At 68.4% G+C, this 15,323-nt stretch carries 14 protein-coding genes and 1 pseudogene; 11 read left to right on the top strand and 4 right to left on the bottom strand.

Translation table 11 applies throughout. The features are described from left to right. Window positions 1-69 precede the first annotated feature (69 nt). The 9 genes and pseudogenes from FIV50_RS13400 to FIV50_RS13365 all read left to right on the top strand — a co-directional run bounded on the left by FIV50_RS13400 (window position 70) and on the right by FIV50_RS13365 (window position 8,166). Complete coding sequence (locus FIV50_RS13400; RefSeq protein ID WP_181164222.1) at window positions 70-525, top strand: Lrp/AsnC family transcriptional regulator; 456 nt, start codon at window positions 70-72, stop codon at window positions 523-525. Between the two features lie 45 nt (window positions 526-570). Next, window positions 571-1,398 (top strand): PaaX family transcriptional regulator, encoded by an 828-nt coding sequence (locus FIV50_RS13395; RefSeq protein WP_258184274.1) that lies wholly within the window; start codon window positions 571-573, stop codon window positions 1,396-1,398. A 78-nt stretch (window positions 1,399-1,476) separates the two neighbouring features. Beyond that, a complete protein-coding gene (locus FIV50_RS13390; RefSeq protein ID WP_140037862.1) occupies window positions 1,477-1,917 on the top strand; it encodes a cupin domain-containing protein in 441 nt (146 codons plus the stop codon). Then, a complete protein-coding gene (locus FIV50_RS13385; protein ID WP_140037861.1) occupies window positions 1,914-2,780 on the top strand; it encodes an acyl-CoA thioesterase in 867 nt (288 codons plus the stop codon). Before FIV50_RS13390 ends, FIV50_RS13385 begins: the two co-directional genes overlap by 4 nt. 33 nt (window positions 2,781-2,813) lie before the next feature. Next, window positions 2,814-3,943, top strand: a pseudogene (locus tag FIV50_RS13380) (AMP-binding protein); the annotation flags it as partial. A 183-nt stretch (window positions 3,944-4,126) separates the two neighbouring features. Further along, complete coding sequence (locus FIV50_RS18000; RefSeq protein ID WP_308810396.1) at window positions 4,127-4,474, top strand: AMP-binding enzyme; 348 nt, start codon at window positions 4,127-4,129, stop codon at window positions 4,472-4,474. Window position 4,475: 1 nt separating this feature from the next. After that, window positions 4,476-6,866, top strand: coding sequence for a bifunctional salicylyl-CoA 5-hydroxylase/oxidoreductase (locus tag FIV50_RS13375; protein ID WP_140037860.1), 2,391 nt, complete (start codon window positions 4,476-4,478; stop codon window positions 6,864-6,866). A 56-nt stretch (window positions 6,867-6,922) separates the two neighbouring features. Further along, complete coding sequence (locus FIV50_RS13370; protein ID WP_140037859.1) at window positions 6,923-7,330, top strand: RidA family protein; 408 nt, start codon at window positions 6,923-6,925, stop codon at window positions 7,328-7,330. Continuing rightward, window positions 7,330-8,166, top strand: coding sequence for a fumarylacetoacetate hydrolase family protein (locus FIV50_RS13365; RefSeq protein ID WP_140037858.1), 837 nt, complete (start codon window positions 7,330-7,332; stop codon window positions 8,164-8,166). The genes FIV50_RS13370 and FIV50_RS13365 overlap by 1 nt, the downstream gene beginning before the upstream one ends. Window positions 8,167-8,233: 67 nt before the next feature. Here FIV50_RS13365 and ald read toward each other — a convergent pair whose 3' ends face one another. Continuing rightward, window positions 8,234-9,328 carry an alanine dehydrogenase gene (gene ald, locus FIV50_RS13360; RefSeq protein WP_140037857.1) on the bottom strand — a complete coding sequence of 365 codons (1,095 nt, stop codon included), beginning with the start codon at window positions 9,326-9,328 and terminating at the stop codon, window positions 8,234-8,236. 115 nt (window positions 9,329-9,443) lie between these two features. Here ald and FIV50_RS13355 point away from each other — a divergent pair, with 115 nt between their 5' ends. After that, window positions 9,444-9,953: an Lrp/AsnC family transcriptional regulator gene (locus FIV50_RS13355; RefSeq protein WP_140037856.1), complete on the top strand. Its 510-nt coding sequence runs from the start codon at window positions 9,444-9,446 to the stop codon at window positions 9,951-9,953. Window positions 9,954-10,228: 275 nt separating this feature from the next. Continuing rightward, window positions 10,229-11,182, top strand: coding sequence for an AraC family transcriptional regulator (locus FIV50_RS13350; RefSeq protein ID WP_140037855.1), 954 nt, complete (start codon window positions 10,229-10,231; stop codon window positions 11,180-11,182). Between the two features lie 471 nt (window positions 11,183-11,653). Here FIV50_RS13350 and FIV50_RS13345 read toward each other — a convergent pair whose 3' ends face one another. From FIV50_RS13345 to aceA, 3 genes are all read right to left on the bottom strand, one after another. Continuing rightward, window positions 11,654-12,088 (bottom strand): hypothetical protein, encoded by a 435-nt coding sequence (locus tag FIV50_RS13345; protein ID WP_140037854.1) that lies wholly within the window; start codon window positions 12,086-12,088, stop codon window positions 11,654-11,656. A 125-nt stretch (window positions 12,089-12,213) separates the two neighbouring features. After that, window positions 12,214-13,884, bottom strand: a complete 1,671-nt coding sequence (aceB, locus tag FIV50_RS13340; protein ID WP_140037853.1) for a malate synthase A — start codon at window positions 13,882-13,884, stop codon at window positions 12,214-12,216. Window positions 13,885-13,906: 22 nt separating this feature from the next. Then, on the bottom strand, window positions 13,907-15,232 hold the full coding sequence (gene aceA / locus FIV50_RS13335; protein ID WP_140037852.1) for an isocitrate lyase: 1,326 nt from the start codon (window positions 15,230-15,232) through the stop codon (window positions 13,907-13,909). Window positions 15,233-15,323: the final 91 nt, after the last annotated feature.

Here is a 15,323-nt window from a genome sequence, read left to right as displayed (position 1 = left end):
AAGATGATTCGAGAAGTTTCCGAATTCTCGAATCCTGTTCGAGCTGGGACTCGGCAAAGGGGGATGATGATGTTCATGTTGACGGACGGCGACCGACGGATCCTGCACGAGCTGTCTCGGAACGGCCGCCTATCGAACAAAGAGCTGGCGGCCCGTGTCGGACTCGCGCCGTCGACGTGCCATGGTCGTGTGCGCCTGCTCGAGGATGCCGGGGTGATCCGCGGCTATCGCGCGGTCGTCGACCCGCAGGCGGCGGGGGCGGCGATCAACGCGCTGGTGTCGGTCGCGGTGCTCGACCACGCCCGCAGTCAGGTCACCGATCTCGTCCCGCTCATGCGGGCGCTGCCCGGAGTGCAGCAGGTCTTCCTCCTGGGCGGTGATCGCGACCTCGTGATCCACGTCGCGACCGCCGACGTCCCCGCGCTGCGGGAGTTCATCAGGATCAACGTCGGGGCTCATCCCGACCTGGGGCAGTCGCAGACGCAGCTCGTCTTCGAGCACGCAGTCGGCGTCGCCCCGGCGTGAGCAGAGGCGCGGGGCATCGTGGCACGGCCGCTACGCTGAATGCTCATGAGTGCGGACGGGATGCCGATGGATGCTGACGAGCTGACCCCTGAGGCCGGAGTCCGGCCGCAGCACCTCATCGTGACGGTGTTCGGCCGCTACGTCCGTGCGCACGGGGGTGAGATCCGCATCGCGGCGCTCATCGAGATGATGTCCGCGCTGGGCGTCGACCCCGGCGTCGTGCGCTCCTCGGTCTCGAGGCTGAAGCAGCGCGGGATCCTTGTGAGCGAAGGAGGAGGTGCCTACCGACTGTCGTCGTCGCTGGAGGGCGTCTTCGCGGCGGGTGATCGCCGCATCTTCGAATCGCGAAGGGCCGAGACCTCCGATCCGTGGCTGCTCGCATCGTTCAGCGTTCCCGAGAGCGAGCGGCCGCTGCGCCATCAGCTGCGCAAGCTCCTGCAGCGGCTGGGGTTCGGACAGGTCAGTGGAGGGCTCTGGATAGCTCCCGGCCTGATCGCGGAGGAGACCGTGACCGCGCTGCAGGGGGCCGGTCTCGACGGTTACGTCGAGCTGTTTCTCGGCTCGCGGGTGTCGTCGGACCCACTCGACGAGGGCGTGCGCGAGTGGTGGGATCTCGACGCCATGGAGCCGCTGTATCGCGGGTTCGTCGAGTCCTTCGGCGCCGTGATCGGCGAGACCGACGAGCGACTCGCGTTCGCGGCCCACGTGCGCGCCATCACGCAGTGGCGTCGTCTGGTCTACCTGGATCCGGGTCTGCCGCTCGGGCTGCTCCCGGACGGATGGATCGGCGTCGAGGCCGCCCGTGTCTTCGCCGAGCTCCACGCGGCCCTCGAGCCATCGGCCGAGCGCTTCGTGACATCCGTGATGAGCTGACACTGCATATCGGTATCGCACTTGCGTGACGATCGTCACGTGTGTGACACTTCTTCGACACGGAGCGAAGGAGCTTTCATGACCGAGCACGAACTGCGCTGGGACAGGGTCCCGCAGGTGACCCGCAGCGGAGAAGAAGACACCCAGACGATGTCGTCGGGCGGGTGCGTCCGCGTCTCAGGCGTCGGACCCCAGCACACCGAGGCCACGAAGATCTGGTTCGGCCAGGTGTCGAACGATCCGGGTTACCGGTCGCTCCCGCACCACCATGGCGAAGCCGAGACCGGGGGATACGTGCTCCGGGGCGCCGGCCGCATCTACTTCGGAGAGGGCTACCGCGAGTACCTCGACATGGCCGCTGGCGACTGGGTCTTCGTGCCTCCGTTCATGCCTCACGTCGAGGCGAACATGTCGGTGACGGAAGAGCTCGTCTGGCTCACGACACGCACCCCCGACAACATCGTCGTGAACCTCGACGACGTCGATGACTCGACGCTCGAGGGCTTCCGTCGCGTATGAGCACCTCCGCCGCGTTCCATCGCGCGATCGCTCTCACCGAGGTGACGACGACGCGAGCCGACCGGGCGTTCGAGGCGCAGCCGCAGCCGGTGCCGTGGCCCAAGGCCTACGGCGGAGACCTGGTCGCCCAAAGAGTCGCGGCGGCTCTTCGCACGGTGGGCGACGACCGGTCGCTCCACTCGGTGCACAGCACGTTCCTGCGTGGTGTCGATGTGGCAGAGCCCGTTCGCTACGAGGTCGAGATGATCCGCGACGGCAGGGGGTTCTCGACGCGACACGTGCGCGGGCATCAGCACGACCGGCTGGCGTTCATGGCTACCGCGTCGTTCCACGTGGCCGAGGAGTTCCCCGAGCATGCTCCGCCGATGCCGGAGGTGCCCATGCCCGAGCTGCTGCGCTCGTCGGCCGAGGTCCTCTCGGGCTTCGACGGCGCAGACATCGAATACTGGTCGCACGGTCGCAGCTTCGATATGCGACATGTGCCGGGCAGCGTCTACCTCGAGATAGAGGGAGAGCGCACGGCGCACCAGGCGGTCTGGGTGCGCGCGTTCGACCGGCTCGATGACGACCCGCGCACCCACCAGCTGGCCATCGCCTATGTCTGCGACTACACGATCCTCGAGCCGGTGCTGCGGGTGCTCGGGCTTCCGTGGCGCACCGAGGGGCTGGTGACGGCCAGCCTCGATCACGCGATGTGGTTCCACACGGCTGCTCGTGCCGATGAATGGCTGCTCTACGCGCAGGAGAGCGCGGCGATCTCCGACGGCCGCGGTCTCGGCCTCGGCCGGTTCTACACCCGTGACGGGCGGCTCGTCGCCACCGTCGCGCAGGAGGGGATGATCCGTCCGGGTCGTCCGCTCTGACCACACCTCCACTTCAGTCCGAAGGGACCAGCAATGACGCTTTCCCCCTCTGCGCACGTCGACACGTTCACGCGCGATTCTCTGCCACCGGCCCACCTGTGGCCCACCCTCGAGTTCACGATCCCGGATGTCCAGTACCCCGAGCGTCTGAATGCCGCGGCCGAGCTCCTCGACCGCACGATCGACAGGTTCGGCGCCGACCGCCCGGCGATCCTGCTCGCCGACGGCACCGCGTGGAGCTATCGCGAACTGCGCAGGCGCGTCGACCAGTTCGCTCAGGTCCTCACCGAAGACCTGGGCCTCGTCCCGGGCAACCGGGTGCTCCTGCGCATGCTCAACGGCCCGTGGACCGTGGTCTGCTGGCTCGGGGCGCTCAAAGCGGGAATGGTCGTCGTCACGACGATGGTGGCGTGGCGTGCGCGAGAGCTGCGCCCGATCGCCGAGCGAGTGCGTCCAGCCGTCGCGGTGGTGGATCACCGAGGCGCGACCGACGCCGAGGCCGCGTTCGCCGAGCTGGCCGTCGCGCCCGCCGTGCTCGTCTCCGGGGGTGATGACGACGCGCTGATCCGTGCCTGCGACGCGAAGACGGGCGAGTTCACAGCGGTCGACACCGCGGCCGATGACGTCGCTCTCCTCGGCGCCACCAGCGGCACCACCGGCGTACCGAAGATCACGATGCACTTCCACCGCGACATCCTCGCCAACGCCGACACCTTCGCGCGCCACGTGCTGCACCTCACATCCGACGACGTGAGTGCGAGCACGGCGCCGCTCGCCTTCACCTTCGGTCTCGGCGGCAACGTCGTGTTCCCTCTGCGCACCGGAGGCGCCATGGTTCTCGTCGAGCGCGCGACCCCGGTCGAACTCGCCAAGCTCATCGAACCGCTCGGCGTCACTGTGCTCTACACGGCTCCGACCGGCTATCGCAGCGTGATCAAAGAAGGACTGGCCGCGAGCTGCGCCGTCTGCGCATCGCGGTCGCGGCCGGCGAGCACCTCACGATCTCGACCTTCGAGGCGGTGGAGGCCGCCAGCGGGTTGCGGCTGATCAACGGCATCGGCGCGACCGAGATGCTGCACGTGTTCATCTCGGCATCCGGAGACGACATCCGTCCTGGTACGACGGGGCGCGCCGTGCCCGGGTATCGCGCAGCGATCCTCGATGACGACGGGCGCGAGCTCGGCGTCGGTGAGCCCGGGCGGCTGGGAGTGATCGGGCCGACCGGATGCCGCTACCTCGACGACGAGCGTCAGAGCGTCTACGTGCACGACGGCTGGAACATCACCGGCGACACGTTCGTGCGCGACGAGGACGGTTACTTCACCTTCCAGGCACGCAACGACTCGATGATCGTGACCGCCGGGTACAACGTCGGGGCTCCCGAGGTCGAGGAGGTCGTGCTCGGACACCCGGATGTGCTCGAGTGCGCTGTCGTCGGCTGTCAGGATCCCGAACGCGGCATGATCGTCGCGGCGTTCGTCGTGCCGCGCGACGGCGTCTCACCGTCGGCCGACCTCACGACGAGCATCCTCGACCACGTGAAATCCCGACTGGCGGTCTACAAGTGCCCGCGTCGCGTCGATTACTTGACCGAGCTGCCCCGTAATCCCAGCGGCAAGGTGCAGCACTTCATCCTTCGCGAACGCGCGGCCGTCTCGGCCGACGTCGCCGTCACAGAAACCCGAGGAGCCTGACATGCGCGCAGCCGTCATCGGCGGAGGCCCTGCGGGGCTCTACTTCGCCGCTCTCATGAAGCAGCTCGATCCCACCCACGAGATCACGGTCTGGGAGCGCAACGCACCCGACGACACGTTCGGCTTCGGGGTCGTCTTCAGCGATGAGACCCTCGGCGGGATCGAGAACGCCGACCCGGTCATCGCGCAGCGCATGGGCGAGCAGTTCGCGCGCTGGACCGACATCGATGTCGTGTTCGGGGGCGAGACCCACACCATCGGCGGGCAGGGCTTCGCGGCGATGGGTCGCAAGGAGCTGCTGCAGCTGCTGCAGCAGCGCTGCCTCGAGCTCGGCGTCGAGATCCTCTTCCGCACGCCCGCGCCGGACGCCGCCGAGCTCATGGAGCAGTACGACCTCGTGCTCGGCGCCGACGGCATCAACTCCTTCGTGCGCGGACAGTTCGCAGACCGCTTCGGCCCCGATCTCGATCGTCGCGTCTCGAAGTACATGTGGCTCGGCACCGACCGGGTGTTCGAGGCGTTCACGTTCGCCGTGCTGAACACCCCGCACGGTGTGATGCAGCTGCACGGCTACCCGTACTCCGATGAGCGGAGCACCTTCCTCATCGAGATGCACGAGGACGTGTGGCGGGCGGCCGGCCTCGACGCGACCGAGAACGAGGTCTTCCCTCCCGGTGTCAGCGACGAGCGCTCGGTCGCGAAGATCCGCGAGCTCTTCGCCGACGTGCTCGGCGGTCACGAGGTGCTGACGAACAACTCCAAGTGGCTGAACTTCACCACGGTGCGAAACGACCACTGGCACCATGAGAACCTCGTGATCCTCGGCGATGCGGCCCACACCGCGCACTTCTCGATCGGTTCCGGCACGAAGCTCGCCATGGAGGACGCCCTCGCGCTCGCCGCGTGCCTGCACGAGCACGCGTCGCTCGATGAGGCGCTCGACGCGTACGAGGCGGAACGTCGCCCCGTCGTCGCCTCGACGCAGCGTGCGGCGCAGGCCTCGCTCGAATGGTTCGAGAGGATCGGTCAGTATGCCGATCAGGAGCCGCTGCAGTTCGCGTTCAACCTGCTGACCCGCAGCCGTCGGATCACACTCGAGAATCTGGCGATGCGCGACCCCGAGTTCGCGGCGGAGATCGTCCGAGGGGCGCCGCTCCAGAGTCGCGACGACGACGAACCGGCGATGTTCCGCCCCCATCACATCGGCCGGCTGGAACTCAAGAACCGCATCGTGGTGTCGCCGATGGACATGTACTCGTCGGTCGAGGGGGTGCCGGGCGACTTCCATCTGGTGCATCTGGGCTCCAAGGCCATGGGCGGTGCCGGACTCGTCATGACCGAGATGGTGTGCGTGTCGCCTGAGGGGCGGATCACACCGGGGTGCGCGGGGCTCTACACCGACGAGCAGGCCGGTGCGTGGAAGCGCATCGTCGACTACGTGCACGGCCATTCGACAGCCAGGATCGGTGTGCAGATCGGGCATTCGGGGCGCAAGGGCTCGACCCGCCGGATGTGGGAGGGCATCGACCGGCCTCTCGAGCAGGGCAACTGGAACACGGTCGCCCCGTCTGCGCTGCCCTACGGGGCCGAGAATCAGGTGCCCCGAGAGGTCGATCGCGAGACCATGACGGCGATCCGGGAGGAGTTCGTGGCGGCGACGCATCGTGCCGCCGACGCGGGATTCGATCTCGCGGAGCTGCACGCCGCTCACGGCTACCTCATCTCGTCGTTCCTGTCGCCGGTATCGAACCAGCGCACCGACGAGTACGGCGGCTCGCTCGAGAACCGGCTGCGGTATCCGCTCGAGGTGTTCGACGCGATGCGCGCCGCATGGCCCGAGGAGCGCCCGCTCACCGTGCGCCTGTCGGCCGAGGACTGGATCGACGGAGGCAACACGGTCGACGACGCCGTCGAGATCGCCCGTGCCTTCATCGCGCACGGGGCCGCGGCGATCGACGTGTCCTCCGGCCAGATCGCGAAGCACGAGCGTCCGCAGTTCGGCCGCAGCTATCAGACCCCGTTCGCCGACGCGATCCGCAATCGGGTCGCGGCCGCAGCCGGGGTCAGCGTGATCGCTGTCGGCGCCATCTCGAGTCATGACGACGTCAACTCGATCCTGCTGGCGGGGCGCGCCGACCTCGTCGCTCTCGGACGCACCCACCTGTGGGACCCCCAGTGGACCCTGCATGCGGCTGCGGATCAGGGTTACCGCGGAGCGGGAGCAGAGTGGGTGCCGCAGTTCCGCGCAGGCTCGCGGAAGCCGCCGTCGTCGCGCACCGACGCCGTTCGCCCTCGGCTCGCTCTCGTGAGAGATCCGCAGACAGAAGGCGTCGAGGCGAGCCATCGTCGCTGGACGCCGGCACCGTCGACGGCCGACGCTCTCGCCCACTGACTCAGCGTCGACCGACGCGCAGATCCACAGACACACCGATACGAAGGAGACCGCACATGTCGCGGCAGATCATCAACCCGGACTCGCTCGTGAAGCCGAGCGGATTCGCCCATGGTGTCCGAGCAGGGGAGTTCGTCTACCTCGGCGGGCAGACGGCGATGGATGCCGAGGGGCACATCGTCGAGGGCGGCATCGTCGAGCAGTTCGTCCAGGCGTTCTCGAACGTGCTCACCACGCTCGCCGCCGCCGGGGGCGAACCGCGCGACCTGGTCGACGTCACCATCTATCTCACCGACGTCGAGGAGTATCAGCGCAACGGACGCGAGATCGGCCGACACTGGCGCGAGCTGGCAGGCACCGAGTACCCCGCGATGGCGGGGATCGGAGTGACGCGGCTGTGGCAGCCCGAGGCGCTGATCGAGATCCAGGGCGTCGCCCACATCGCTGCATCGCAGGACAGCTGATGCGTCTCGCCACGGTGCGGCGAGAGGGCCGCACGCATGCCGCCGTCGGGGATGCCGCCGGTTGGGTGCTGCTCGACGAAGCGGATGCGCAGGAGCTGATCTCCGCGCCGGACTGGCGGACGCGTGCAGAGGCCGCGCTGCGGCATCCGGCCAGAGTCGATGTCGAGGCGCGCGAGCTCGCGAACCCCGTGCCGCGGCCGTCGAAGGTGTTCTGCTGCGGATTGAACTATCGCGACCACATCGTCGAGACCGGTCGGCCGGTGCCCGAGTTCCCGACGCTGTTCGCCAAGTTCGCCGACACGCTGACGGGCGCGGAGGACGACATCGTCGTGCGCAACACCGACAGGCTCGACTGGGAGGCGGAACTCGCCGTCGTCGTGGGCGCCGAGGTGCATCGAGCAGACCGCGAGCAGGCCCAGGCGGCGATCCTCGGATATGCAGTCTCGAACGACATCTCCATGCGCGACTGGCAGCAGCGCACCCTGCAGTGGCTGCAGGGCAAGGCGTTCGACGCGACGACACCGGTGGGGCCCTGGGTGGTCACCGCCGACGGACTCGACCCGCGCGACGGGCTGCGCATCACCTGTGCGGTGAACGGCGAGCTGGTGCAGGATGCAGACACGTCCGAGCTCGTGTTCGACGCCGCCGACCTGGTGGCCTACGTGTCTCAGATCACGGTGCTGCGCCCGGGAGACATCGTGCTCACCGGCACGCCCGGGGGAGTGGCGCTGGGGATGCCGGAACCGCGGTGGCTCCGCGACGGCGACCTGGTCACGACCGAGATCGAGGGGATCGGCGTGCTCCGCAACACCATCCGCTTCGACGACCGGCCCTAGGCCGGGTTGCAGACACGGAGAAGGGCCGAGGAGGTGACTCCCCGGCCCTTCTCCGTGTTCGTGTCCGTCAGGCGGACGTGAGGCCGTGGGCCTTGGCCACGGCATCGAGTGTGATGCGTCCGCCCTGCACGTTGAGGCCCTTGGCGAGAGCGGCATCGTCTGCGGCCGCACGCTCCCAGCCCTTGCCTGCGATGGCAGAGACGTAGGGAAGGGTGGCGTTGGTCAGCGCCCGGGTGGCCGTCTCGGGCACGGCGCCAGGCATGTTCGCGACGCAGTAGTAGATCGAGTCGTGCACGGCGAAGGTGGGGTCGTCGTGCGTCGTGGGACGCGAGCCCTCGAAGCATCCGCCCTGGTCGATCGCGATGTCGACGAGCACCGAGCCGCGCTTCATGCCGGCGACCATGTCGTCGGTGACGAGCTTCGGCGCTGCGGCACCGGGGATCAGCACCGATCCGATCACCAGATCCGCGGTCGCGAGCTCTTCAGCGATGTCGTAGCGGCTCGACGCACGGGTCTGGAGGGCGCCGCCGTAGCGGTGCTCGAGCTCCCGGAGTCGCGGCAGCGAGATGTCGATCACCGTCACCTGGGATCCGAGTCCGAGCGCATTCGCGGCCGCATGCTCACCCGCGACGCCGCCACCGATCACGACGGTCTTGGCGCGGGGGGTCCCGGCGATGCCGCCCATCAGCACTCCGCGTCCGCCCGCGGACCGCATGAGGGAGTACGAGCCCATCGTCACGGAAAGACGACCGGCGATCTCGCTCATCGGCACGAGCAGAGGCAGGCTGCGGTCGGGCAGCTGCACGGTCTCGTAGGCGACGGCCGTGGTTCCCGCGTCGACGAGCGCGGTCGTCAGCGCCCGGTCGGCGGCGAGATGCAGGTAGGTGAAGAGGGTGAGGTCGGAGCGCAGGAAGCCGTACTCCTGGGCGATCGGCTCCTTCACCTTGATGAGAAGGTCTGCCTCGCCCCAGGTCTGCTCAGCGGTCTCGACGATCTCGGCACCGGCGATCCGGTAGGCCTCGTCGGAGATGCCGGAGCCGACTCCCGCTCCCGACTGCACGAGCACGCGATGGCCCTCGTGAACGAGCCGGTCGGCACCCGCGGGGGTGAGCGCGGTGCGGTTCTCGTTGTTCTTGACCTCGGTCGGCACGCCGATCTTCATCGATCCTCCAAGTTGCGGTTGCGTGAGTGCATCTCAGAATCGCAGAAACGTCGATGATTCGACAGAATGCCTGAAGAACATTCGTTCAGTCCAGCGATCCTGCATAATCATTCGCATGGAGACGTCATCCGAAGCCCCTCAGACGAACACCCTTCGGGCACCGGCGCTCGATGCGGTCGATGCGAGGATCGTACAGCTGCTGAGCGCGGACGGGCGGATGACCAACGCAGAGCTCGCCGGCCAGCTCGGCGTGGCACCGTCGACCGCGCACGCCCGCCTGCGTGCACTCGTGGATCGAGGAGTCATCAGCGGCTTCCACGCGAGCGTCGACGAGCGGATGCTGGGCGCCGGCCTCCAGGCCATCATCGGCGTCAGCCTTCGACCGAGCGCCCGGCGCGAGAGCATCGTCGAGTTCGCCGATCGCGTGCGGGCGCTGCCGCAGGTGATCCAGGTCTTCTTCCTCGGCGGAGACGACGACTTCCTGCTGCACATCGCCGTCGCTGACTCGTCCGAGATGCGCGAGTTCGTGCTCGAGCACCTGTCGGCGCAGAGCAGCGTCGCCTCGACGCGCACCAGCATCGTGTTCGACTACCACCGCAACTCGGTCGCCGCCTCCTTCCGTTGAGCCGCTGAGCCGCTGAGACCGAGGCCGGATCGAGCCTCGGTCGAACGTATATATTGCTGTGCCTCACCGGGCCGAATTATCGTGAGGGCGGGGATTGGGGCGGCGGGCGCAGAAGGCGGCTCGCACCCGCTGGGGGATGAGATGGCGCGAGTACTCGATGATGCGGAGATGGCCGCGTGGCTGGGTCGACTCTCGGGCGGACTGTGGGTGCCGCCGGAGGCCGGTGACGGCGCGCGCGATGACGCGACGGTGCCAGGTGGTTCTCAGCAGAGGTGATGCGACTCGACGGGCCGCTCGGCATGCTGCAGCTCTCGAACTTCGGCACGATGAGCGCCGCTGATCCGGACGCGTTCGAGGCTGCCCTGTTGCGCAGATCCATCGGCGCCACGATGCTCTACAGCACGCTCGAGACCTCGCACACGGTCAGCTATCAGGTCGGTGCTCCGGAGGGCATGGACATCATCATCCTCGGCACGTCGAACCAGGGAGGACAACGGTTGCGCACCGCTGCGGGCGTGCAGCTGATGAGCGTAGGGCGGATGGGATTCATGTCGAGTCTCGGGGCGTCATCGATCGAGCACCTCGGGGTGAGTGAGACGACCGGTGTGGTCGTGCCGGTCTCCGCCGTGCCGGGATACCAGCACGCGCTCGCCGCAGGAGCCGGCATGTTCCCCGATACTCCGCTGACCAGGGCTGCGGGAGCCGCCCTGGGGCGGATGCTGTTCGAGTGGGCGAAAGATCCCGATCAGGGAGAAGGAGCTCTGGCGGGCACCGAAGCGGCGCTCGTCGCGCTCGTGCGCAGTCTCTTCCGGCAGTTTCCCCGTGACGGCGAGACGGATCGCGCCAGTCTGGTGCGCGCAGAGGCGGATCGGATCATCGAACGACGCCACCGGGATGCGGCGTTCGGGATCGCGGAGCTCGCAGCGGAACTGCACGTCAGCCGTCGCCAGCTCTTCCGGCTGTACGCCGGGATGGACGAGAGTCTCGCTGCTCGGTTGCTTCGTCGGCGGTTGGTGACGGCACGGGAGCAGCTGGTGTCCACTCCGCCCCAGGATCTCGCGACGGTCGCGGTGCAGTCCGGTTTCGCAGATGCGGCAGCGCTTCGTGCCCAGTTCACCCGTCACGTCGGGGTGAGCCCGAGTGCGTTCCGGATGGCAGCACGCACGCAGTCCCCGCGCCTCGCCGAGGCGATGCTCCTCAGTGACGAGCAGCCGGGACCCTCAGCCTGAGTCGACGGCGTCGGACGCCGGAACCGAACGAGGGTCGCCGCGTTCGAGATCGCGGGTTCCGGCGCGGTCGGCGCGCCGACTGGCGCGGTGCGCAGAGTGACATGCGACCGCGATTCCGGTGCCAACTGTCGCACAGCGTGCCGGGCTCCGCTCATCCGGTGACGGGACGGTCCGGGGCGCTTCCGGCAGCCTGAGCGCGTGCATAACCTGAACCTGCCCGTGTCCCCAGGCGGGCCATGACGGCAGGTGATGCGGGAGGCGCGACTTCTGATGATCCGGCCGTCACGGCTTCCGGACGAGGCGGATCGCCCGTCCGGAAGCTCGGGGAAAGGCGCGAGAGCGTCGGGCACGACGGATCGCCGGCGCACAGCGCCGGCGGACGTGCGGGTGCCTCGGTCGGGGGGACCGAGGCACCCGCGAAACCCTGCGTGACCGCAGCGCTCAGCCCGGAGCGAGGCGCGGATGCCGCCCTCAGGCGCCGAACGCCGAGGGGAGTGCGCAGTAGTCCGCGAAGCGTCGGGTCGGATGCGCGGGGTCCGAGACATCGACGATCGCAGAGGCGATCGAGTGTGGCGCCTCGTCGCCGGCGAGCTGCCACACGATGAAATTCCAGAGTCCGCGGGCTGATGTCCCGAGCAGCTCGGGCGGACCCGAGACGATGAGGACGGTGCCGCTGTCGGGGGTGGCTCGGAACGGCGCCACGATGTCGGCACGAAGAGCCTGCTCGTCGCCGTCCACGGCGTGCTCCCGCTCGACCCTCTGACCTGCCGACGTCAGGGCGGAGGCGAAGTCGTCGGCTGCTCGGCGTGAGCGCTCGGCATCCGCTCCGGCGACGACGACCAGCCGGCGGCCGCGCGGGTACAGGTGCAGGAACTCGGAGGAGATGTCGGACCAGACGTCGCTCATGATCTCAGGCTACGCCCGTTCTCGAGGGGGTGGACCGAACGGGCTTCGAGTGTCCGTATGCGCACGCAAGGGCCCTTCGGATGCCGAACCGCGGCATCCGAAGGGCCCTTGCGTGCAGAGAGGGGTCAGGCCTCCTCGACGAGGAAGCGGCTGTAGGCGCCGAGCGTCAGGAACGCCGGGAACTCCTCGTGCAGCGCGACGTCGCGGAACACCGATGCCGCGTCGTCGAAGCGCTCGCCGTCGCGTCGCTCGACCTCGTCGAGCACCTCGCCGATCAGGCCCTCGACGTACTCGGCGGTGATCGGTGTGCCGTCCTCGGTGGTGCGGTCCTGGTGGATCCACTGCCACACCTGCGAGCGGCTGATCTCGGCCGTCGCGGCATCCTCCATCAGGTTGTCGATGGCCACCGCGCCGAGCCCCCGCAGCCACGCCTCCAGGTAGCGGATCGCCACAGAGACGTTGTCGAGCACGCCCTGAGCCGTGATCGGGCGGCCGATGTGCAGGTCGAGCAGCTGCGACGCGGTCACCAGGACCTCGGGGCGCTGACGATCGATCTGATTCGGGCGGTCGCCGAGTACGGCGTCGAACTCGGCCTGTGCCGTGGGGATCAGGTCGGGGTGGGCCACCCACGTGCCGTCGAAGCCGTCGCCGGCCTCGCGCTTCTTGTCGGCCGAGACCTTCTCGATCGCACGCTCGGTCACCTCGGGGTCGCGACGGTTCGGGATGAAGGCGCTCATGCCGCCGATCGCGTAGGCGCCTCGCTTGTGGCAGGTCTGCACGAGCAGCTCCGTGTAGGCCCGCATGAACGGCACCGTCATCGTCACCTCGCTGCGGTCGGGAAGAACGAAGCGCGCCCCGCGGCCGCGGTAGTTCTTGATGATCGAGAAGATGTAGTCCCAGCGTCCGGCATTGAGGCCGGCGCAGTGGTCGCGCAGCTCGTAGAGGATCTCGTCCATCTCGAACGCCGCGGGCAGGGTCTCGATGAGCACGGTGGCGCGGATCGTGCCGTGCGGGATGCCGATGTACTCCTCGCTGAACGAGAACACGTCGTCCCACAGCTTCGCCTCTTCACTCGACTCGAGCTTGGCGATGTAGAAGTACGGTCCGCGGCCGTTCGCGATCAGCTCCTGCGCGTTGTGGAAGAAGTAGAGCCCGAAGTCGACGAGCGAACCGGATGCCGCGGTGCGGCGCCCTGCGCGATCGGTGAACTGCAGGTGCTTCTCGGGCAGGTGCCAGCCGCGAGGGCGCATCACGATCGTCGGCGTGCGCTCGGCGGTGACGCGGTACTCCTTGCCCGGCCCCGACTCGCTCGCGGGGCCGGTGAAGGAGAGCTCGCCGCGGATCGCATCGCGCAGCGACAGCTGGCCCTCGACGACGTTCTTCCAGGTGGGGCTCGTGGCGTCCTCCTGGTCGGCGAGCCACACCCGCGCTCCGGAGTTCAGGGCGTTGATCGTCATCTTCGGATCGGTCGGCCCGGTGATCTCGACCCGACGGTCTTCGAGCCCGGGTCCGGGACCGGCGACACGCCAGTCGGCATCCGCTCGAATGTGCGCGGTGTCATCGCGGAAGCGCGGATCGTGCCCGTTGCCGATCTCGAACCGGCGGCGCATGCGGTCGGCGAGCCGGTCGTGACGGCGAGCGGCGAAGCGGTGGTGCAGCTCGGTGAGGAACGCGATCGCCTCGGGAGTGAGGATCTCGTCGTAGCGCTCACGCAGGGGACCGGTGACGCTGATCGCCGGACCCTGCTGCGTCGTCTGGATCGGAGCGGTTGTCGGAGGAGCGGTGGGAGTGGTCATGATCTGAGTCCTTTGCGATGGCTTAGTGGAACTGCGCGGCTTCGGTGGAGCCGGCGAGGGCGAGGGTCGCGCTGTCGGGGTTGAGCGCGGTCGAGATGACGTCGAAGTAGCCTGTGCCCGCCTCGCGTTGGTGCTTGGTGGCGGTGTAGCCGTGCGCCTCTGCGGCGAACTCGGCCTCCTGCAGCTCGACGTACGCGCTCATGGCGCGATCGGCGTAGCCGCGGGCGAGGTCGAACATCGAGTGGTTCAGAGCATGGAAGCCGGCGAGCGTGATGAACTGGAACTTGTAGCCCAGGTCGGCCAGCTCCTGCTGGAACGTCGCGATCTCGGCGTCCGACAGGTGGCGCTTCCAGTTGAAGCTCGGGGAGCAGTTGTAGGCGAGCATCTTGCCGGGGAACTGCTCGTGGATCGCCGCGGCGAACGCACGGGCCAGCTCGATGTCGGGCTCGCCCGTCTCGACCCACAGCAGGTCGGCATACGGTGCGAAGGCGAGGCCGCGGCTGATGACCGACTCGATGCCGGGGCGGATGCGGTAGAAGCCCTCGGTCGTGCGCTCGCCGGTGGTGAACTGCTGGTCGCGCTCATCGACGTCGCTCGTCAGCAGGTCGGCGGCGAGAGCATCCGTCCTGGCGATGATGACCGTCGGCACTCCCGACACGTCGGCGGCGAGACGTGCCGCGTTCAGGGTGCGGATGTGCTGCTGCGTGGGCACGAGCACCTTGCCGCCCAGGTGGCCGCACTTCTTCTCGCTCGCGAGCTGGTCCTCCCAGTGGATGGCGGCTGCCCCGGCCTGGATCAGCGACTGCGCGAGCTCGTAGGCGTTGAGGGGGCCACCGAAGCCGGCCTCGGCATCGGCGACGATCGGTGCGAGCCAGTCTTGTGTGACCTCGCCCTCGGCGTGCTCGAGCTGGTCCTGGCGGATCAGCGCGTTGTTGATGCGACGCACGACCGCCGGCACCGAGTTGGCGGGGTAGAGCGACTGGTCGGGGTAGGTCTGGCCGGCGAGGTTGCCGTCGGCCGCGACCTGCCAGCCGGAGAGGTAGATGGCCTTGAGGCCTGCCCGCACCTGCTGCACGGCCTGGCCGCCCGTGTAGGCGCCGAGCGCTCGCACGTAGTCCTCGGTGTGCAGCAGGTTCCAGAGGTTCTCGGCACCGCGGTGGGCGAGGGTGTCGTCCTCGCGGACCGAGCCGCGGATGCGGATGACGTCCTCAGCCGAGTAGGTGCGCTCGACGCCGTCCCAACGGGGATCCGTCTCCCAGATCTCCCGGAGCTCGGCGGCCGTCTGAACCTGGTCGCCGGCACGCAGACCTGCGGGTCGCGGGGTGTGGTTCTGAGCGGTGTTCGTCATGGTGTCTCCTCCGTTGGATGCCCGGACCGTGAAGCCGGGTGGCGTATTTCCACTGTGGGTGAAGATCTGGCCCGAACTTGGCCAATCAACG

Origin of the sequence: Microbacterium foliorum (assembly GCF_006385575.1) — a bacterium.
Taxonomy (GTDB): Bacteria; Actinomycetota; Actinomycetes; order Actinomycetales; family Microbacteriaceae; genus Microbacterium; species Microbacterium foliorum_B.
Note: the sequence above shows the minus strand (reverse complement) of the source record. Positions and strands in the feature narration are given on the sequence as shown.